This is a genomic window from Parasphingomonas frigoris (assembly GCF_036663815.1).
In the GTDB taxonomy this organism is placed as follows: Bacteria; Pseudomonadota; Alphaproteobacteria; order Sphingomonadales; family Sphingomonadaceae; genus Sphingomonas.
The window spans coordinates 125,114-141,040 of sequence record NZ_JAXOJQ010000003.1 but is presented as its reverse complement, the minus strand read 5'-3'; the positions used below and the strand labels follow the sequence as shown (position 1 = coordinate 141,040).

The window sequence follows — 15,927 nt, the reverse complement described above, 5'->3', positions numbered from 1 at the left end:
GGTGCCGGATAGAGAAAGGCCCCCGCTCCGGGGGCATGGAGCGAGGGCCGACCTAGCGTTCGTCACGCAGGCGGGAAGCAAGGGTCCGGGCAACAGGGGGAAAAATCCCGGTAGCACCTCGCATCCGCAATTCCGGCTTTAGCGACGCGAACCTGTCGCCAATATGAACCGATCCGGGGACGGCCTATTTTCTGCCCGAGTTCGGTGTTGGATCGCGCCACTGGAACGTCGAATTGCTGACCGGCGCGTTGAACCGCTGATTCGACAGGCGGATCGTCGTGCGGTTGTTCTGCGAATCGAGCGCGACCCAGCCCTGCAGCATCAGCCCGCCCGGCGCGGCGGGGTTGCGCACGAACACCAGGCTGATTCGGCCATATTCGGGATGCTTGGGGTCGGCGGCATCGACCGCGACGAGGTTGGGATTGTCCGACGGCACAACCTTGGCGATCCCGCGCATGTCGCGCGACGGGTCGAGCAGAATGCCGAGCGGCGATCCGCCGATCGGCCAGCGCTGCTTCTGTCCGACCGAATAATCGAGGAACCACAGCGACTTGCCGTCGCCGACGAGGAGGATCGGCACGCCCTTTTCATATTGGAAGCGGATCTTGCCGGGCTTCTTGAGCGTCAGCACGCCGTTCAGCACCTTGCCGGCGCGATCGGTCTGGCTGAACGTCGCGGTCATGCTCTCGACCGATTGCAGGTGCGTCTGCACCGACGACAGGTCGGCGACCGGCGCGGCCGCCACCAGGGCAGGCACGGCAAGTGCTGCGAGAAGGGTTGGGTAACGAAGGGGCACGATAATCTCCTGACGGGGCCGCTTAAGCCCGTAGCGGCTTGAACCCGCTCTGAACCGGAAAGCCCTAGACCGGGTTCCCGTCGCGATCGCGCAACACCTCGCGGCGGCCGACATGGTCGGGGCGACCGACGATGCCGTCCTTCTCCATCCGCTCGATCAGCCGCGCCGCGCTGTTGTAGCCGACGCGCAGCTGGCGCTGCAGCCACGAGGTCGACGCCTTCTGGCTTTCGACGACGAGCTGGATCGCGGTGCGATATTGCTGGTCCTCGGCGGTATCCTCGCCGGTCGGCGCGCCGTCCATCGCGAAGCCATCCTCGGGCTCCTCGGTGATCGCCTGGTTGTAATCGGGCTGCCCCTGCGCGCGCCAGTGATCGGTCACCGCGCGGACCTCGTCGTCCGACACGAACGGCCCGTGGACGCGAACGATGCCCTTGCCGCCGGGCATGTAGAGCATGTCGCCCTTGCCGAGCAGCTGCTCGGCGCCCTGCTCGCCCAGAATCGTGCGCGAATCGATCTTCGATGTGACGTGGAAGCTGATTCGCGTCGGCAGGTTGGCCTTGATCACGCCGGTGATGACGTCGACCGATGGCCGCTGCGTCGCCATGATCAGATGGATGCCCGCCGCGCGCGCCTTTTGCGCGAGCCGCTGGATCAGGAATTCGACTTCCTTGCCGGCGGTCATCATCAGATCGGCGAGCTCGTCGATGATCACGACGATCTGCGGCAGCACCTGATAGTCGAGCGTCTCTTCCTCGTAGATCGGCGCGCCGGTGCCGGGCTCATACCCCGTCTGCACCTTGCGGCCGAGCGGCTGGCCCTTGGCCTTGGCCGCGCGCACCTTGTCGTTGAAGCTCGCCAGCGACCGCACGCCGAGTGAGGACATCTGGCGATAGCGGTCCTCCATCTGCTCGACGGTCCATTTCAGCGCACGCACCGCCTTCGACGGATCGGTCACGACCGGCGCGTAGAGATGCGGGATGTCCTCATACATGCTGAGTTCGAGCATCTTGGGATCGATCATGATCATCCGGCACTCTTCGGGCTTGAGCCGGTAGAGCAGCGACAGGATCATGCAGTTGAGCCCGACCGACTTACCCGAGCCGGTGGTGCCCGCGACGAGCAGGTGCGGCATCGGCGCGAGATCGGCGATGACCGGATCGCCTGCGATATTCTTGCCGAGCACCAGCGACAGCGAGCCCGGCTGGTCGTCGAGCGAATCGATCAGTTCGCGCAGGCCGACCGTCTCGCGCTTGGCGTTGGGCAGCTCGATGCCGATCACGGTGCGCCCGGGGATCGTCGCGACACGCGCCGACACCGCCGACATGTTGCGCGCGATGTCGTCGGCGAGCTGGATCACGCGGCTCGCCTTGATGCCGGGGGCGGGCTCGAGCTCGTACATCGTCACGACCGGGCCCGGCCGTACGTTGATGATCGATCCCTTGACGTGGAAGTCGCTCAGCACCGTCTCGAGCAAACGCGCATTGCGGTCGAGCGCGACCTTGTCGACCGGGCCGCCGATCGCGGGCGGTGCCGGATTGAGCAGGTCGAGCGACGGCAGGATCGACTTGTCGCCGAAATCCATCGACGTCTGCTTGGCGCGGGGCTTGGCGACCGTGACGGGCGTCATCTGGCGATCGGCGATCACCGGGCCGGGGCGCACGTCGGGGCTGGCCAGCGCGCGCGGCATCGACAGTTTGCGCGGCGGCTCGGGGGGCAGCACGTCCTGCTCGCCCTCGTAATCACCCCCGAATTCACGCCGCTGGTCGGTCAGCCGCTTGGGCTCGCGCGCGACGCGAACCGGGCGCTCGCTGACGTCGATCGTGAAGCTGTAGGCCCAGGCCGCCACTCCGGCGAGCGCGAACGCCGCGGCCACGCCGCGCGTCGTCCACACCACGGCGGTGGCATCGGGGATCAGGCCGATCAGCGCGTGGAGCGCATGCGCCAGGACCAGCCCGAGCGCGCCGCCATAGCCCGCCGGCAGCCACTGCACCGCGCCGCCCCAGAACAAGGCAAAGCCCGTGCCGACGAGCAGCACGCCACCGAGCGACGCGCCGAGCATCAGCCGCCAGCGCCCAACCGGCACCGCGCGCCACAACCGCAAGGCGATCAGCAGCAGCGTCGGCAGCAGCATGACGAAGGCCGGGCCGAGCAGCCAGAAGGCGGCGTCGGCGACCAGCGCGCCGGGCTTGCCCAGCCAGTTGCGCGCCGCGCCGCCCGAGGCGGTGTTGAGCGAGGGATCGCTGGCATGATAGCTCGCGACCGCGACGACGAGCAGCACGACCACGCCGACCAGCGCGATCGCGGCGATCAGGGCGCCGCTGCGCACGGCGCCGGCCTTGACGGTTTCACGCCATAAGGGTGGCTGCGCGCGGCTCGCCATGATCACTTGTCCCGATGTTCGCTGTCTGTGCTGCGGATTCATCGCGCGCGGCGGCTCCGGCGTCAAGACTTTGCGGGCTGGCGAGCGCCCGGACGAGGCGCTACAGCAGCGGATATGGACACAGCAGACGTCATCATCCTCGGCGGCGGACTCGTCGGCAGCGCGCTCGCCGTGGCGCTCGACACGCATGGGCTCAGCGCGATCGTCATCGACATTGCCGATCCCGCGGTGATTCTCGCCGCTGGTTTCGACGGACGCGCCTCGGCGATCGCCGGTGCGCCGTGGCGGATGTTGCAAGCGATCGGGGTAGCCGAGCGGTTGGCGCCCGTCGCCTGCCCGATCCAGGGAATCCGCGTGAGTGACGGGCTGGAACCCGGCGCGCTCGATTTCGAACCCGAGCCGGGCGATGGCGCGCTCGGCCACATGATCGAGAATCGCAAGCTGCGCGCGGCACTGTTCGAGGCGGCATCGGCTGCCCCCAATGTCGACGTGCGGATGCAGACGCGTGCGGTTTCGGTCGATCGCGGCGCCGCGGGTGTCACCGTCACGCTCGATTCGGGCGCGGTGATCAAGGCGCCGCTGCTAATCGCCGCCGAGGGCCGCAATTCGCCGACGCGCGAGGCGGCGGGCCTGCGCGTCGCGCGCTGGAGCTACGACAATGCCGCGATCGTCACCTCGCTGCACCATGAACACGCCCATGAGAACATCGCGTTCGAGATTTTCTATCCCGACGGCCCGTTCGCGATCCTGCCGCTCAACGACGACGAGCAGGGGCATCGCTCGTGCATCGTCTGGTCGGTGACGCACGATCAGGCGCCGGGGATGATGAAGCTGTCCGATCGCGGCTGGCTCGCCGAGGCCGACAAGCGCATCGGCGGTTTCCTCGGCAAGCTCGGGCCGCTCGGCAATCGCATGAGCTATCCGCTCGGCTTCCACCATGCCGCCCGGATCGTGTCGGACCGGCTCGCACTCGTCGGCGATGCCGCGCACGGCATCCATCCGATCGCAGGGCAGGGCGTCAACGTCGGCTTCCGCGACGTGGCGACGCTGGTCGAGGTGCTGGTCGAGGGCAAGCGCACCGGGCTCGATCTCGGCGATCCGCAGTTGCTCGCACGCTACGACCGCTGGCGCAGCCTCGACACCTTCATGGTGGCGGCGGCGACCGACGGGCTGACACGGCTGTTCGGCATCCCCGGCAAGACCGCCAATGCGGTGCGCCGGATGGGTCTGTCGGCGGTGCAGCGCGTGCCGCCGCTCAAGCGCCGCTTCATCGCCGAGGCGCGCGGCGAGAGCGGGGATGTGCCGAAGCTGTTGCAAGGGATCACGGTCTAGGCGGCTCGCTACAGCGTTCGTGGCAGCGTCGATTAAGTTCGCGCAGAGGCGCGGAGGGTAGTGTTGCCGGGGGTGCGCGCTCACTGAATAGCGCTTCCCCGGAGAAGACCGGAGCCCGGTCGAAATGACCAAGCGGATTGGGCGCTACGTGCGACCTAAGGCCTCGCGCTTCTAGGTCCCGGCCTTCGCCGGGGAAGCGATGAGCAGGGGGAGCCCCCTTACAACCCGAGCGCAGCCTCTCTACGCCTCCGCGCCTATGCGCGAACCAATCCGCCGACGAACCGCCGGACCACCAGTTCAGGCGTGCACAGTCCCATCCCCGCTCCGCGGGGCACTTGCCGTAGCCGCGATCCGCTCGCTCTCGCTGCCGATCCGCCGTTGCGTATCGATCTGCACGATCGCCGCTGCCTTCTTCGGGTCGAACAGCGTGGTGAAGAACATCCCGAGCATCATCGCAGCGCCACCGACGCGGCCCTTGCGCTTCGCTGCGGCCTTCATTGCAACGTCACCGAATCCTCACCGTCATGCCGCCCGAAGAATTGCATCAGCTGGATGATCAGCTCGGCGCGATCCTCGATGCGCCCCGCCTCGAGCAGCGCCTGCTTGGCCGCCACGTCGAACGGCGCGATCTGCGCGATGCCGTTGACCAGCGCCTCGTCGTCGAGCCGCGTCACCGCGTCCCAATCGACCGCATAGCCCTGCGCATCGGCAAAAGCGCGCGATTCGCTCTCGAGCGCGGAGCGGCGCGACAGCGACAGGATCTCGGGCTCGCTCGATCCCGCGATCAGCTCGGCCTCGACCTGGCGGAAGGCGGTCGTCACGTCCAATTCGCGCACGATGCGGAACAGCGACAGCCCTTCGAGGATGAGATTGTAGCGCCCGTCCTCGCTCGCCTCGAACTCCGAGATCTTGCCGACGCAGCCGATCTCGAACAGCGGCGGCTTGTCGGGCCGCGCGGGGACGTTGGGCCGCGGCTGGACCATGCCGATCCGCCGATCGCGCGCCATCGCGTCCGAGATCATCGCACGATAGCGCGGCTCGAAGATGTGCAGCGGCAGGTGCATGCCCGGGAACAGCAACGCGCCCGGCAGCGGGAAGATCGAGAGCCGCGTGATCGTCATCCGAACAGGATCGCCGAGAGCTTGCGCCGCTGCGCCGAGACCCACGGATCCTCGAGCCCGACGACCTCGAAGATCTTGAGCAATTGCGTCCGCGCCGCGCCCTCATTCCAGGTGCGGTCGGCGGCGATCATCGCGAGCAGCGTGTCGGCGGCGGCATCGCGGTCGCCCGCCGCCATCTGGCCGCCGGCGAGCTCGAAGCGTTTTTCGTGATTCTCGGGGTTCGCGGCCACCTCGGCGGCGAGCCCCGCGAGATCGTCGACCGGCTGCACGTCACGCGCCAGCGCCAGCGCGCTTCGCGCCCGTTCGATCTCGGGAAGCTTGGCGATCTCCTCGGGGAGCGCGGCGATCGCCGCCTCGGCCTCGTCGGTCCGGCCGGCCGCGACCAGCGCGCGCACCATGCCCGACAGCACCGCAGGATGTTCGGGCGCCATCTCGCTCAGCTGCGTGAACACGTCCACTGCGCGCTCGGCATCACCTTCGACCAGCACTTGCTCGCCCATCGCGATCAGCGGCTCGAGTTCGGCCTCGAGCCCCGCCGCCTCGCTCTCGAGCGGCAACTGCTTGAGCAGCTGGTCGAGCATCGTGCGCAGCTGCGTCTCGGTGCGCGCGGGCGTCAGGTCGGCGACGAGCTGGCCCTGGAACATCGCGTAGACGGTCGGGATCGACTTGATCTGGAATTGCGCGGCGATGAACTGATTCTTGTCGGTATCGACCTTGGCGAGCACGACACCCTTGTCGGCATAGGCGGCCGCGACCTTCTCGAGCAGCGGCGTCAACGCCTTGCATGGCCCGCACCACTCCGCCCAGAAATCGATCAGGACGAGCTTGGTCATCGACGGCTCGACGACGTCGCGGCGGAAGCTCTCCACCGCTTCGCGTTCGGCGGCGCTCATTCCCAGGGTGGCCAAGTGTCGCTCCAATGCTTGTGTGCTCCCCGTCTTATGTGGGCGCTGCGCGCGCGAAGCCAACCCTTTTCTCGCCGATCTGCGCAGGATCGCGATAAGGGGGTTGCCGAGTGCCAATGTCGCTGTTAGAGCCCGCCACCTTACCCGCCCAGTCAGCCACTGACCGGGCCGTAAACGCCAGAGCGGGCGTAGCTCAGGGGTAGAGCACAACCTTGCCAAGGTTGGGGTCGAGGGTTCGAATCCCTTCGCCCGCTCCAGTTTTCATTTCGAAAACCAGTAGGTTAGCGCCGAGGCAGATATCTGCTTCGGACCCGAACCGCTCGCTTCACCCCAGAGATAGTGCATCTGCCACCATGGTCGGTGTCGCGCGTGCTGCTTGTCGGTGGCGCCTGAGACGTTTCGCCTCCGCCTAGTGTGCGGTCAACGGCGTCCTCGGCTGGCGTATGGCGATCGATCCAACGCGCGTGGCGCGGGATGACGCTAGCGCCGAGGCGCGTCCGGGCCGTTGAACAGCCGTGCAGGGGCGCATGCCACGACGCCGACCCAGCGCTGCCGCCAGTGCCGGCATTGCCATCCCGGTTGCCGCTCGACCGCAAAGCTGTCGCGGCCGGCGACCGATCCATGGCGGCTGTCGTACAGCCAGAGAATCGCGGGGCGCGCGCCCGTCGCCGCGGCGAGCAGGCGCGGGCTCGGGTCTTCGCCAAGCCGCAGCGTGACCGGGACGACCGTAACGGGCACCCCGTCGCGCCGCAGGAAGTAGCCGCCGATCCGATCGAGCGATTCGCGCGCCATGATCTTGGTCGCGGGATGATCCCAGGCAAAGACGAGCGTCTCCGGGCGGGCGGCGGCAAGGTAGCTCGAGCTCCGCTCATAGCCATAGGTCGCGCGGTTGCTCAGGTTCTGGGTCAGCGTATAGGGCGCCGCGCTGCCCAGCCAGAACACCGTGACCAGCACGGCGAACGCCCGATGCGTGCCGCGGATATGGCGGATACACAGCACCAGGCCGAGCAACATCGCGGGCACCGCCGGGGTCAGGTAGCGATCGGACAGCGTCGGCTTGACGACCGCCAGCGCGATGGCGAACGCGACGCTGCCGAGCGCGGCGGTCACGCTCCACCGGATCGCCGGGTCGATCGCGCCGACCTCGTCGCGGACCGGATCGGGTCGATAGCGGATCGACCACCACAGCAGCACGATGCCCGCGCCGGCGATGATCGCAAACCGCGTCGTCTGCATGCCGAAGAGATAGGCCAGGAATTCGGACAGCGCATAGGCGTCGACCGGCAGATACCAGGCGACGTCTGGGCGCGCATATTGGGCGAGCCGGGGGGCGTGGTGCAGCATCCACGCCAGGGTTGGGACGAACGCGAGCAGCGCGGGCCAGGTGCGGACCGTGCGACCGCGGTGGACGTGCAGATAGACCAGCCCCTGCGCCGCGACGATCGCGACCGCGTAATAATGCGTCAGGATGGCCAGCGCCGCACAGATCGTCCAGGCCAGCGCGCGCCGCAGCGACGGCTGCTGCAGCAGCGCGACGTGGAGGATGGTTTGCATCACGCTGATCGCCAGCAGCATGGTGTAGCAGCGCGCGTCGAGCGTGATCGCGAGGCCTGGCCACCAGCAGAAGAGCAACGCCGCCCAGGTCAAGCGGGTCGCACGGCTCAGCCCGCGGACGGGCAACGCGAGCGGCAGCGCGGCGGCCAGGATCATGAACGCGAAACTGGGCAGGCGAAGTGCGATGTTCGACGGTCCCGCGACCGACACCCACAGCTTCATCACCGCGTAATAGAGCGGCGGGTTGCAATCGAGCCATGCCTCGTGCGCGAAGTCGGCCCAGGTCGCGCGGCCCGCGATCGTGGCGGTCCAGGTTTCGTCGAGCCACAGCGGCAATCCCACCTGCGGGACCAAACGCACCAGCGTCATCAGGATGACCGCGACCAGGACTGTCGCCGACAACAGCGTCGTTCCCGCAAGCATCGGGGCGGCGCGCCGGCGGATCGCCGCCGTCGCCGCCAGCGTCGCGGCCGGACCACGCTTCAGCATGGGAGGCCCTTGCGAAAGCGGACTTCCGGCGCGAGTCCCCGGTGGCTGGGGGCAATCCCCCCGCTGCGGTCGACGGTCGTTGGCGTCATGTCAGATCGTCAGTCCGATGCTGCTGCGCAAGACGTAGAGCGGGCGCTGCTTGGTCTCGATCAGGATCCGCCCGATATATTCGCCGAGCACGCCCAGCGACACGAGCTGGATCCCGCCGAGAAACATCACCGCGGTGATGATCGAAGGGTATCCGTTGACCGCCGGACCGTAGATCATCGTGTCGACGACGATGAAAGCGGCATAAGCGAACGCCAGCAGTGCGATGACGCCGCCGATATAGCTCCAGATCCGCAGCGGGACGGTGGACGATGCGGTGATGCCGTCGATCGCGAGCGTGAACAGCTTCCAATAGCTGAATTTCGTCTCGCCCACGGCGCGCCGATCGCGCGCATATTCGACCGAGGATTGCTTGAATCCGGACCAGGCGAAGATGCCCTTCATGAAGCGGTTGCGCTCCGGCAACATCCGGATCACCTCGACGACACTGCGGTCGAGCAAACGGAAATCGCCCGCATTTGCCGGAATGCGATCCGCTGAAATGAAATTGTGGAAACGATAGTAAAGCGAGGAGGACCAGCGCTTGGTCCTGCTGTCCGACCGACGATCCGTGCGCACGCCGTAGACCACTTCGAACCCTTCGCGCCACCGCGCGACGAGCGACGCGATCGCTTCGGGCGGATCCTGCATGTCGACGTCGATCGGAATCACGGCAAGTCCCGTGGCATAGTCGAGCCCGGCGGACAGCGCGGCTTCCTTGCCGAAGTTGCGGGACAGCGAGATCGCCTTCACGCGGCAGTCGAGCTGGCTTGCCGCGATGATGATCGGTAGCGTGGCGTCGGTGCTGCCGTCGTCGACGAACAGGATTTCCCAGCTGGCGACGTCGGTCAGCGCCTCCAGCAGCGGCACCGTTCGCGCCAGGAACGGACGGATTGCCTGCTCCTCGTCCTTGACGGGAACGATGATCGAAAGCCCGACCGGGGCGGTGCGCGCGGCGGTATCGGCACCGCGCTGGAAAGCGGCATGGTGGTCTCTGCCAATCAGTTGAAAGCTCATGCCCGCCACCCCTTCGCCCGCGACGCTATCGGCGAAGGATTAATCTCGCGCTAACGTGGTTGAAATTTTCTTACCAAAGACCGTTAATGCCGTGCGCGGCGCGCACCGCGTCTGGCACAGGGGCGTCCAGAGACTGTTTTTAGCGCGCGGTCTGCGGCGGCGAAGGCAGCGCAAAAGTGCCGACATCGGTGTCGTTTAGCGTGGATTTCCCCGCGCGCGCACTACGCCTGCGGCCTGCCCGCCGACCCGGTCAGGCTGCTGTTGACGAAAACCCTTGACGATCCCCAGCCTTCATAATTAGAACGAACATTGTAATTATAAAAAGACTGATCCGATCGGTCCGCTGGAGGGGAACCTGTATGAAAATCGTTGTGGGCGCATCGCTATTCGCTGTGGCCGTCGTTTTGGCCGGTACGGCATCGGCGCAGACCAACCCAGCGTCACCGCCGCTTGGTACACCCGATACCACGCCGATCGGCACCACGCCCGCCGCCGCCGCGGATGCGAGCAACGAAGATATCATCGTCACCGCACAGAATCGTCGCCAGTCGGTCCAGGACGTGCCGATCGCCATCTCGGTGCTGTCGGGCACGCAGCTCACTGCGGCCGGGGTCACGAACGTCACAGCGGTCGAGCGGGTTTCGCCATCGCTGCAGATCACCAGCGATACGAACCTGACCCGCGTAACGGTGCGTGGTGTCGGCACGCTGAGCGCCGGTGAAACGCAGGATCAGTCGATCGCGGTCAACATCGACGGTGAATATATCAATCGCCCCAACGTCCTCAACGCGGCGATCTTCGATGTCGATCGCGTGGAAGTGCTGCGCGGGCCACAGGGCACGCTGTACGGACGCAACTCGACCGGCGGCGCGGTGAACTTCATCACGCGCAAGCCGGGCCAGGAATTTGCGGTCGATGCCTCCGCCACCTACGGCAATTACAACCAGGTGATCGCGCAGGGCGGCGTGGATATCCCGGTCGGCGATATCGGCGGTGTGCGTCTGTCGGGCATCTATTCTGACCATGACGGCTACAATCGTCACCCCAACAGCGGCGCCTTCCTGTCGCTGCCGCAGTTCCAGGCCCGCAAGGGCGACCGCAGCGGCGACGATCACACCTGGGATGGGCGCGCCAGCATTCGCCTCAAGCCAATCGACGGCCTCGTGATCGATGCATCCTACGAACATGCCGAGCAGCGGATCATCACCGCGTCGCAGGCCTATACCAACCTCAACCTTCCCGCCAATGCGCCGGGCAGCAATTGCGAATTGAACGGCTATGTCCAGGTCGGCGCGCAGACGCCTGGCGTGCAGTGCATCCCGCAGAACACGAACTTCCTGCAATCGATCAACCGGGATACCTATGACGCGCCGCTGACCGGATTGGGCATCTTCAATCTGCGCTCCGATGCGGTGCGCGGGCGGCTGCTCTACAATTTCGGCCCGGCTACGCTGACCTACACCGGCGGGTATCGCACCACCTCGACCGACGGGGTGTTGGGGCTTGGCCCGGCGTATGCGAGCCGCAACTGGGGCGGGTCGGTCAAGACCCACAGCCACGAACTGCGCCTCAACGGCGATGTCAGCGGCATCCAGTGGCAGACCGGCGTCTTCTATTTTCGCGAGGCGCTGTCGAGCAACGGCGGGCTGTACAATCCCTTCGTTGGTCCAAAGGGAAGCTATATCAACTACTTCCGTCGCCCGACCCTGAGCGAGAGCTATTCGGCATTCGGGCAGGTCGAAGTGCCGCTTGCCGACAAGCTGACGGCCGTCGGTGGTCTGCGCTACACCAAGGACAAGCGCAGCGGTGCGTACAGCGACTACGGCTTCCAGTTCAATTCCGGTCTTGTGGAATTGACGGGCCCCTCGCCGACGACCCTCAATCTTCGATACGAGGGCAGCAAGGTCAACTATCTCGCCGGGTTGAACTACAAGCCAAACCGCAACACGCTGATCTACGGCAAGGTCTCCACCGGCTATAAATCCGGCGGGTTCGATTCGCGCGGTGGCTTCAAGCCTGAGACCAACACGGCCTACGAGGGCGGGCTCAAGCTCAACTACGGCCCGGGATCGCGCAACCAGTTCAACGTCGCCGGTTTCTATTATAACTATAAGGACCTGCAGAACGACGTGCTGCTCGACGCCGCGCTCGGCTCACAGACGTTCAATGCGGGCAAGGCGACGATTTACGGCGTCGAAGTCGAGAGCGTGATCCACCTGTCGGACAACGACACCTTCAACGCGACGTTCAACTATCTGTACGCGAAATATGATGATTTCGCAGCGTCCTACGCCGTGTTGAACCCAGCCAACCCGAACCAGACATCGCTGCTGACGGTCGACAACCCCAACCTCGCGGGGAATCGCCTGCCGCAGACGCCGCGGTACGTCATCGGTGTCGGCTACGACCATGTGTTCCGCCTCGGTTCGGCCGGAACGGTGACGGCAAGCGCCTATTCGCGCTTCAAGAGCGACTATTTCCTGAGCTTCTTCAACTACCGCGATACCCGCCAGACGGCCTACACCCAGACCGACCTGAGCCTCGAGTACAAGCCGGCAAACAAGGCGTTCGGGATCCAGGCCTTCGCCCGTAATCTCGAAAACGTGCGGCCGCTCACCTACGCCAACTACACCGCGGCCGGTCCCGACGATGTCTTCAACTTCCAGTTCGGCACGCCGCGGACCTACGGCGTCCGTCTCTCGGTCGACTTCTGATCCGAACCATCGCCGCGCCTGTGCGTGGCGATGATTCGTCGCCGACACCTCCTGTCCTCTTCCGGGGGCGGACAGGTCGGGCGGGCGGGCGGGCAGGGGGCGTCCGATCGATCGCCGGATGCCACAGCGAAGGGGTTCTCGATCGTGCGCGCTAAACTCCTCAGGCGGCTGGCCAAGGCGATCGGTGTCTGCGGGATAACCGCCGGCCTGCCGGTCGGTGCGCTGGCGCCCGTCGCTGCCCGCCCCGCGCCGGCCATGCCCGAGGCGCGTGTCGAAACCGGCACCGTGATCGGCAAGCGCGACGGCGCGGTCATGGCCTTTCTGGGCGTACCCTATGCCGGCGACACCGGCGGCGCCAATCGTTGGCGCGCGCCGCGATCCGCCCCGACCTGGCACGGCAAACGCGCCGCGACGGCGTTCGGTGCGGATTGTTATCAGGATCCGCCCTACATTCCGCCGGGCGGTTCACCCTGGTCGCCGGCCTATTTCCCGACCGGCACGATGAGCGAGGACTGTCTCGCGCTGAACGTCTGGACGCCGTCGCTTGCCGCGCGAAAGCCCGTCCTCATCTGGATCCACGGCGGCGGCTTTGCGGGCGGCTCGGGTTCGGTTCCGATCTACGACGGCGCGCCGCTGGCACGCCACGGCATCGTCGTCGTGTCGATCAACTACCGCGTCGGCGTCTTCGGTTTTCTCGCCCATCCCGGCCTGACCACCGAAGCGGGATCGTCGGGCAATTATGGATTGATGGATCAGGTCGCGGCGCTGCGCTGGGTCCGCCGTAACATCGCGCGGTTCGGGGGTGATCCCGATCGGGTGACGATCGCCGGCCAGTCGGCTGGGGCGGCTTCGGTCCACGCGCTGCTGGCGGCACCGTCGGCGCGCGGGCTGTTCCGCCAAGCAGTCGCGCAGAGCGGATCGGGCATGGGCATCGCCGCGCCACCGCTCGCCGATGCCGAAGCGCAGGGCGTGCGCGTTGCGGCCGCCGCCGGAGCCGCCGACATCGGCGCGTTGCGACGCTTGTCGGCGGAGGCCGTCGCCCGCGCGTCTCATGCGCCCGCGGTGGGACCGCCCGGGCTTCGCTTCGTTCCGATCACCGAGCCGAAGGTCTTGCCCGATCCGGCGGCCGAACGCGGCGATGTGCCGGTCCTGACCGGCCTGACCGCCGATGAAGCCAGCACCGCGCCCGACTGGCAGAGCGCGACCGCAGCCGGGCTGACGGCCTTGCTCGGCAAGCGTTTCGGCGCAGAGGCGCAGGCCTTCGCGCCTTTCTATGCCCGGAGCGCCGACACGACGCTGGCCGCGCGCAGCCTGCTGCGCGACCAGGCGACCGCAGCGATGCTGCTCTGGGCCGAAGCGCGCGCGCCGCGCTCCGCGCCGGTCTACGGCTATCGCTTTGATCATCCGCAGGACGATGCGATCGGTCGCCGTTTCGGCAGCTTCCATACGTCCGAGGTTCCCTATGTGCTCGGCACCGTCGCCGCGGCCATCCCGCAGCCGCGCCCGGCTGACCGTGCGCTCGAGACCCTGATGGGGCGCTACTGGGTGAATTTCGTCCTGCACGGTGACCCGAACGGACAAGGATTGCCGGCCTGGCCGACCGTCGCGGGTGGGCACATCATGATGTTCGATGCGCCGGCCCAGGCACGCGCGCCGATGGATCCGACCTTGCTTGCCACCTATCGCGCCTTCGCCGGCGCCGGGGGGAAGCTTGCGCTGTTTTGAAGGACGACGATCATGCCAAGAGACGAACCGGCTATCGTAAGCCGTCGCGCGGTCGTCGGCTGTGCCGTCGCTGCCGCGACGCTGGTGGGGGCCGGTGCGGGGGCAGGGGCAGGGGCGGCTAGCGCCGCCAGCGGCCGCGGGACAGGATCCGACGCTTCAACCGCCGCCGGCAGCCCCGCGGCGGACCGCACGGTGCGCACCCCTGCAGATGCGATCGTCGAAACCGTCAGCAGTCGTGTCCGGGGGTTCACGCGATCGGGAATCTACGGCTTCCGCGGCATCCCGTACGGCGGCAAGGTCGCGGGCGAGCGCCGTTTTCTGCCCGCCGCCCCGCCCGAGCCATGGACAGGCATCCGCTCCACGCTCAGCCTGGGCCCGGTCTGCCCCGAGCCGGCCCGCAACTGGTCGAACGACGAAATGGCGTTCATCGCCGACTGGAACGACGGGCATCCGGGCGAGGATTGCCTCACGCTCAACGTCTGGACGCCGTCGACACGGCATTCGCCCAAACTGCCGGTGATGGTGTGGCTGCACGGCGGCGGGTTCGTCACCGGATCGGGGCATGAGCAGCCCGCCTATGACGGCACGCGCCTGGCGGCCCGCGGTGCGGTGGTGGTGACGGTCACCCACCGGCTCGGTGCGCTCGGGTTCATGGACCTCTCGGAGATAGCCGGGGCGGACTATGCGGGGTCGGGCAACGTCGGCATGACCGACCTGGTCCTCGCCCTGCGCTGGGTGAAGGACAATATCGCGAACTTTGGTGGAGACCCGTCATGCGTGACGATCTTCGGCCAGTCCGGTGGTGGCGCGAAGGTGTCGGCACTGATGGCGATGCCGGTCGCGCAAGGGCTTTTCCATCGCGGGATCGTGATGAGCGGCTCCTTTGCGCCCGCGCAGCCGCAGGACCAGGCCCGCGCCACGGCGCGCGCGGTGATGAAGCGCCTCGGGGTCAGCGACATCGCGGGCTTGCGCGCGGTGTCGGCGGAAGCGCTGGTCGCGGCGGGCGAGGCCGAAGCGGCGAGCCGGGCGAGTGGCGGCCGGTCTCCGCCAGGGCTAACGCGCGGAGCGCTGCGCTTGCCGCGGACCTGGGCCCCCGTGATCGATGGCACGATCCTTCCCGACGCGGCGTGGGAGGCGAGTGCCCCGGCCGTTTCGCGCACCGTGCCGCTGATGGTCGGCAGCGTTCGCGACGAGTTCCGCCTGTCATCGATCGTCATCGACGAAGCCGGATTGCGCGCAAGGCTGGACGGGCTGTACGGTCGGGACAAGGCGCCGCAGGTCCTGAGCGCGTTGCGCGCGGACTTCCCGCAGCTCGGGGCGAACGATCTTGGGGGTGTCGTGAGCGGCATGGCCTGGCGCGCATCGGCGCTCCACCAGCTCGACCTGAAGGCGGCGCAGGGCGGCGCGCCGGGATATGGCTATTGGTTCACCTACGCGCCCGACCTGCTCGACGGGCGCATCGGCGTGCCGCACTGTACCGACATCGTCTACGCCTTCGACAATTGCGAGCGCGCCGATCAACTGACCGGCAACACGCCCGACGCGAACCGGATCGCTGCCACGATGGCGGACGCCTTCATCCGCTTCGCCAGGACGGGCAACCCGGCGGGTCCGCGGCTTCCCTGGCGCCCGCATGATCGCAGCGTGCCCACGATGGTGTTCGACCGCAGCGCGCAGCTGATCGCCGATCCTGCGGCGCGAACGATCGCCTATGCGCGATAGGGCGCGCTTCATCGGTCTGTTTTTTCGAGTATGTTTGGGTGCTCCGTCGTGTGTCGCGGATCGGAATGCGCTGGGCGATTACGGA

The 15,927-nt window shown here is 67.2% G+C and carries 11 protein-coding genes and 1 tRNA gene; 5 read left to right on the top strand and 7 right to left on the bottom strand.

Translation table 11 applies throughout. From position 1 onward, the window contains the following. Nucleotides 1-184: 184 nt before the first annotated feature. Both U1872_RS10850 and U1872_RS10845 read right to left on the bottom strand, forming a co-directional pair. Nucleotides 185-796 carry a LolA family protein gene (locus U1872_RS10850; RefSeq protein WP_332792921.1) on the bottom strand — a complete coding sequence of 204 codons (612 nt, stop codon included), beginning with the start codon at nt 794-796 and terminating at the stop codon, nt 185-187. A gap of 64 nt (nt 797-860) precedes the next feature. Further along, a complete protein-coding gene (locus U1872_RS10845; protein WP_332792920.1) occupies nt 861-3,176 on the bottom strand; it encodes an FtsK/SpoIIIE family DNA translocase in 2,316 nt (771 codons plus the stop codon). Between the two features lie 114 nt (nt 3,177-3,290). Here U1872_RS10845 and U1872_RS10840 point away from each other — a divergent pair, with 114 nt between their 5' ends. Further along, complete coding sequence (locus U1872_RS10840) at nt 3,291-4,508, top strand: UbiH/UbiF/VisC/COQ6 family ubiquinone biosynthesis hydroxylase (RefSeq protein ID WP_332792919.1); 1,218 nt, start codon at nt 3,291-3,293, stop codon at nt 4,506-4,508. Between the two features lie 297 nt (nt 4,509-4,805). Here U1872_RS10840 and U1872_RS10835 read toward each other — a convergent pair whose 3' ends face one another. Genes U1872_RS10835 through U1872_RS10825 form a run of 3 tightly spaced genes read right to left on the bottom strand, consistent with a single transcriptional unit; the run spans nt 4,806 to nt 6,522 of the window. Then, on the bottom strand, nt 4,806-5,006 hold the full coding sequence (locus tag U1872_RS10835) for a hypothetical protein (protein WP_332792918.1): 201 nt from the start codon (nt 5,004-5,006) through the stop codon (nt 4,806-4,808). Further along, nucleotides 5,003-5,629, bottom strand: a complete 627-nt coding sequence (locus U1872_RS10830) for an LON peptidase substrate-binding domain-containing protein (RefSeq protein ID WP_332792917.1) — start codon at nt 5,627-5,629, stop codon at nt 5,003-5,005. Before U1872_RS10830 ends, U1872_RS10835 begins: the two co-directional genes overlap by 4 nt. Then, complete coding sequence (locus U1872_RS10825; protein ID WP_332793613.1) at nt 5,626-6,522, bottom strand: tetratricopeptide repeat protein; 897 nt, start codon at nt 6,520-6,522, stop codon at nt 5,626-5,628. Before U1872_RS10825 ends, U1872_RS10830 begins: the two co-directional genes overlap by 4 nt. Before the next feature lie 194 nt (nt 6,523-6,716). On the opposite strand from U1872_RS10825, the gene U1872_RS10820 reads away from it, so the two are divergent. Then, nucleotides 6,717-6,791 (top strand) — tRNA-Gly (locus tag U1872_RS10820). 223 nt (nt 6,792-7,014) lie between these two features. Here the strand turns inward: U1872_RS10820 and U1872_RS10815 are convergent. Both U1872_RS10815 and U1872_RS10810 read right to left on the bottom strand, forming a co-directional pair. Then, the gene (locus U1872_RS10815) at nt 7,015-8,577 is read right to left on the bottom strand and encodes a glycosyltransferase family protein (RefSeq protein ID WP_332792916.1); all 1,563 of its coding nucleotides are present in this window, start codon (nt 8,575-8,577) and stop codon (nt 7,015-7,017) included. Between the two features lie 90 nt (nt 8,578-8,667). Further along, nucleotides 8,668-9,681 (bottom strand): glycosyltransferase family 2 protein, encoded by a 1,014-nt coding sequence (locus tag U1872_RS10810; RefSeq protein WP_332792915.1) that lies wholly within the window; start codon nt 9,679-9,681, stop codon nt 8,668-8,670. A gap of 392 nt (nt 9,682-10,073) precedes the next feature. Here U1872_RS10810 and U1872_RS10805 point away from each other — a divergent pair, with 392 nt between their 5' ends. The 3 genes from U1872_RS10805 (at nt 10,074) to U1872_RS10795 (ending at nt 15,842) form a co-directional block, all read left to right on the top strand. After that, complete coding sequence (locus U1872_RS10805) at nt 10,074-12,395, top strand: TonB-dependent receptor (RefSeq protein ID WP_332792914.1); 2,322 nt, start codon at nt 10,074-10,076, stop codon at nt 12,393-12,395. A 144-nt stretch (nt 12,396-12,539) separates the two neighbouring features. Beyond that, nucleotides 12,540-14,120 (top strand): carboxylesterase/lipase family protein, encoded by a 1,581-nt coding sequence (locus U1872_RS10800; protein WP_332792913.1) that lies wholly within the window; start codon nt 12,540-12,542, stop codon nt 14,118-14,120. Nucleotides 14,121-14,132: 12 nt separating this feature from the next. Next, entirely contained in the window at nt 14,133-15,842 is a 1,710-nt protein-coding gene (locus U1872_RS10795; RefSeq protein ID WP_332792912.1) for a carboxylesterase/lipase family protein, read from the top strand. Nucleotides 15,843-15,927: the final 85 nt, after the last annotated feature.

Coding starts and splice junctions, on each gene's coding strand:
- U1872_RS10845 (WP_332792920.1), bottom strand. CDS start 3,176: ATGGCGAGCCGCGCGCAGCCACCCTTATGGCGTGAAACCGTCAAGGCC.
- U1872_RS10840 (WP_332792919.1), top strand. CDS start 3,291: ATGGACACAGCAGACGTCATCATCCTCGGCGGCGGACTCGTCGGCAGC.
- U1872_RS10835 (WP_332792918.1), bottom strand. CDS start 5,006: ATGAAGGCCGCAGCGAAGCGCAAGGGCCGCGTCGGTGGCGCTGCGATG.
- U1872_RS10830 (WP_332792917.1), bottom strand. CDS start 5,629: ATGACGATCACGCGGCTCTCGATCTTCCCGCTGCCGGGCGCGTTGCTG.
- U1872_RS10825 (WP_332793613.1), bottom strand. CDS start 6,522: ATGAGCGCCGCCGAACGCGAAGCGGTGGAGAGCTTCCGCCGCGACGTC.
- U1872_RS10815 (WP_332792916.1), bottom strand. CDS start 8,577: ATGCTGAAGCGTGGTCCGGCCGCGACGCTGGCGGCGACGGCGGCGATC.
- U1872_RS10810 (WP_332792915.1), bottom strand. CDS start 9,681: ATGAGCTTTCAACTGATTGGCAGAGACCACCATGCCGCTTTCCAGCGC.
- U1872_RS10795 (WP_332792912.1), top strand. CDS start 14,133: ATGCCAAGAGACGAACCGGCTATCGTAAGCCGTCGCGCGGTCGTCGGC.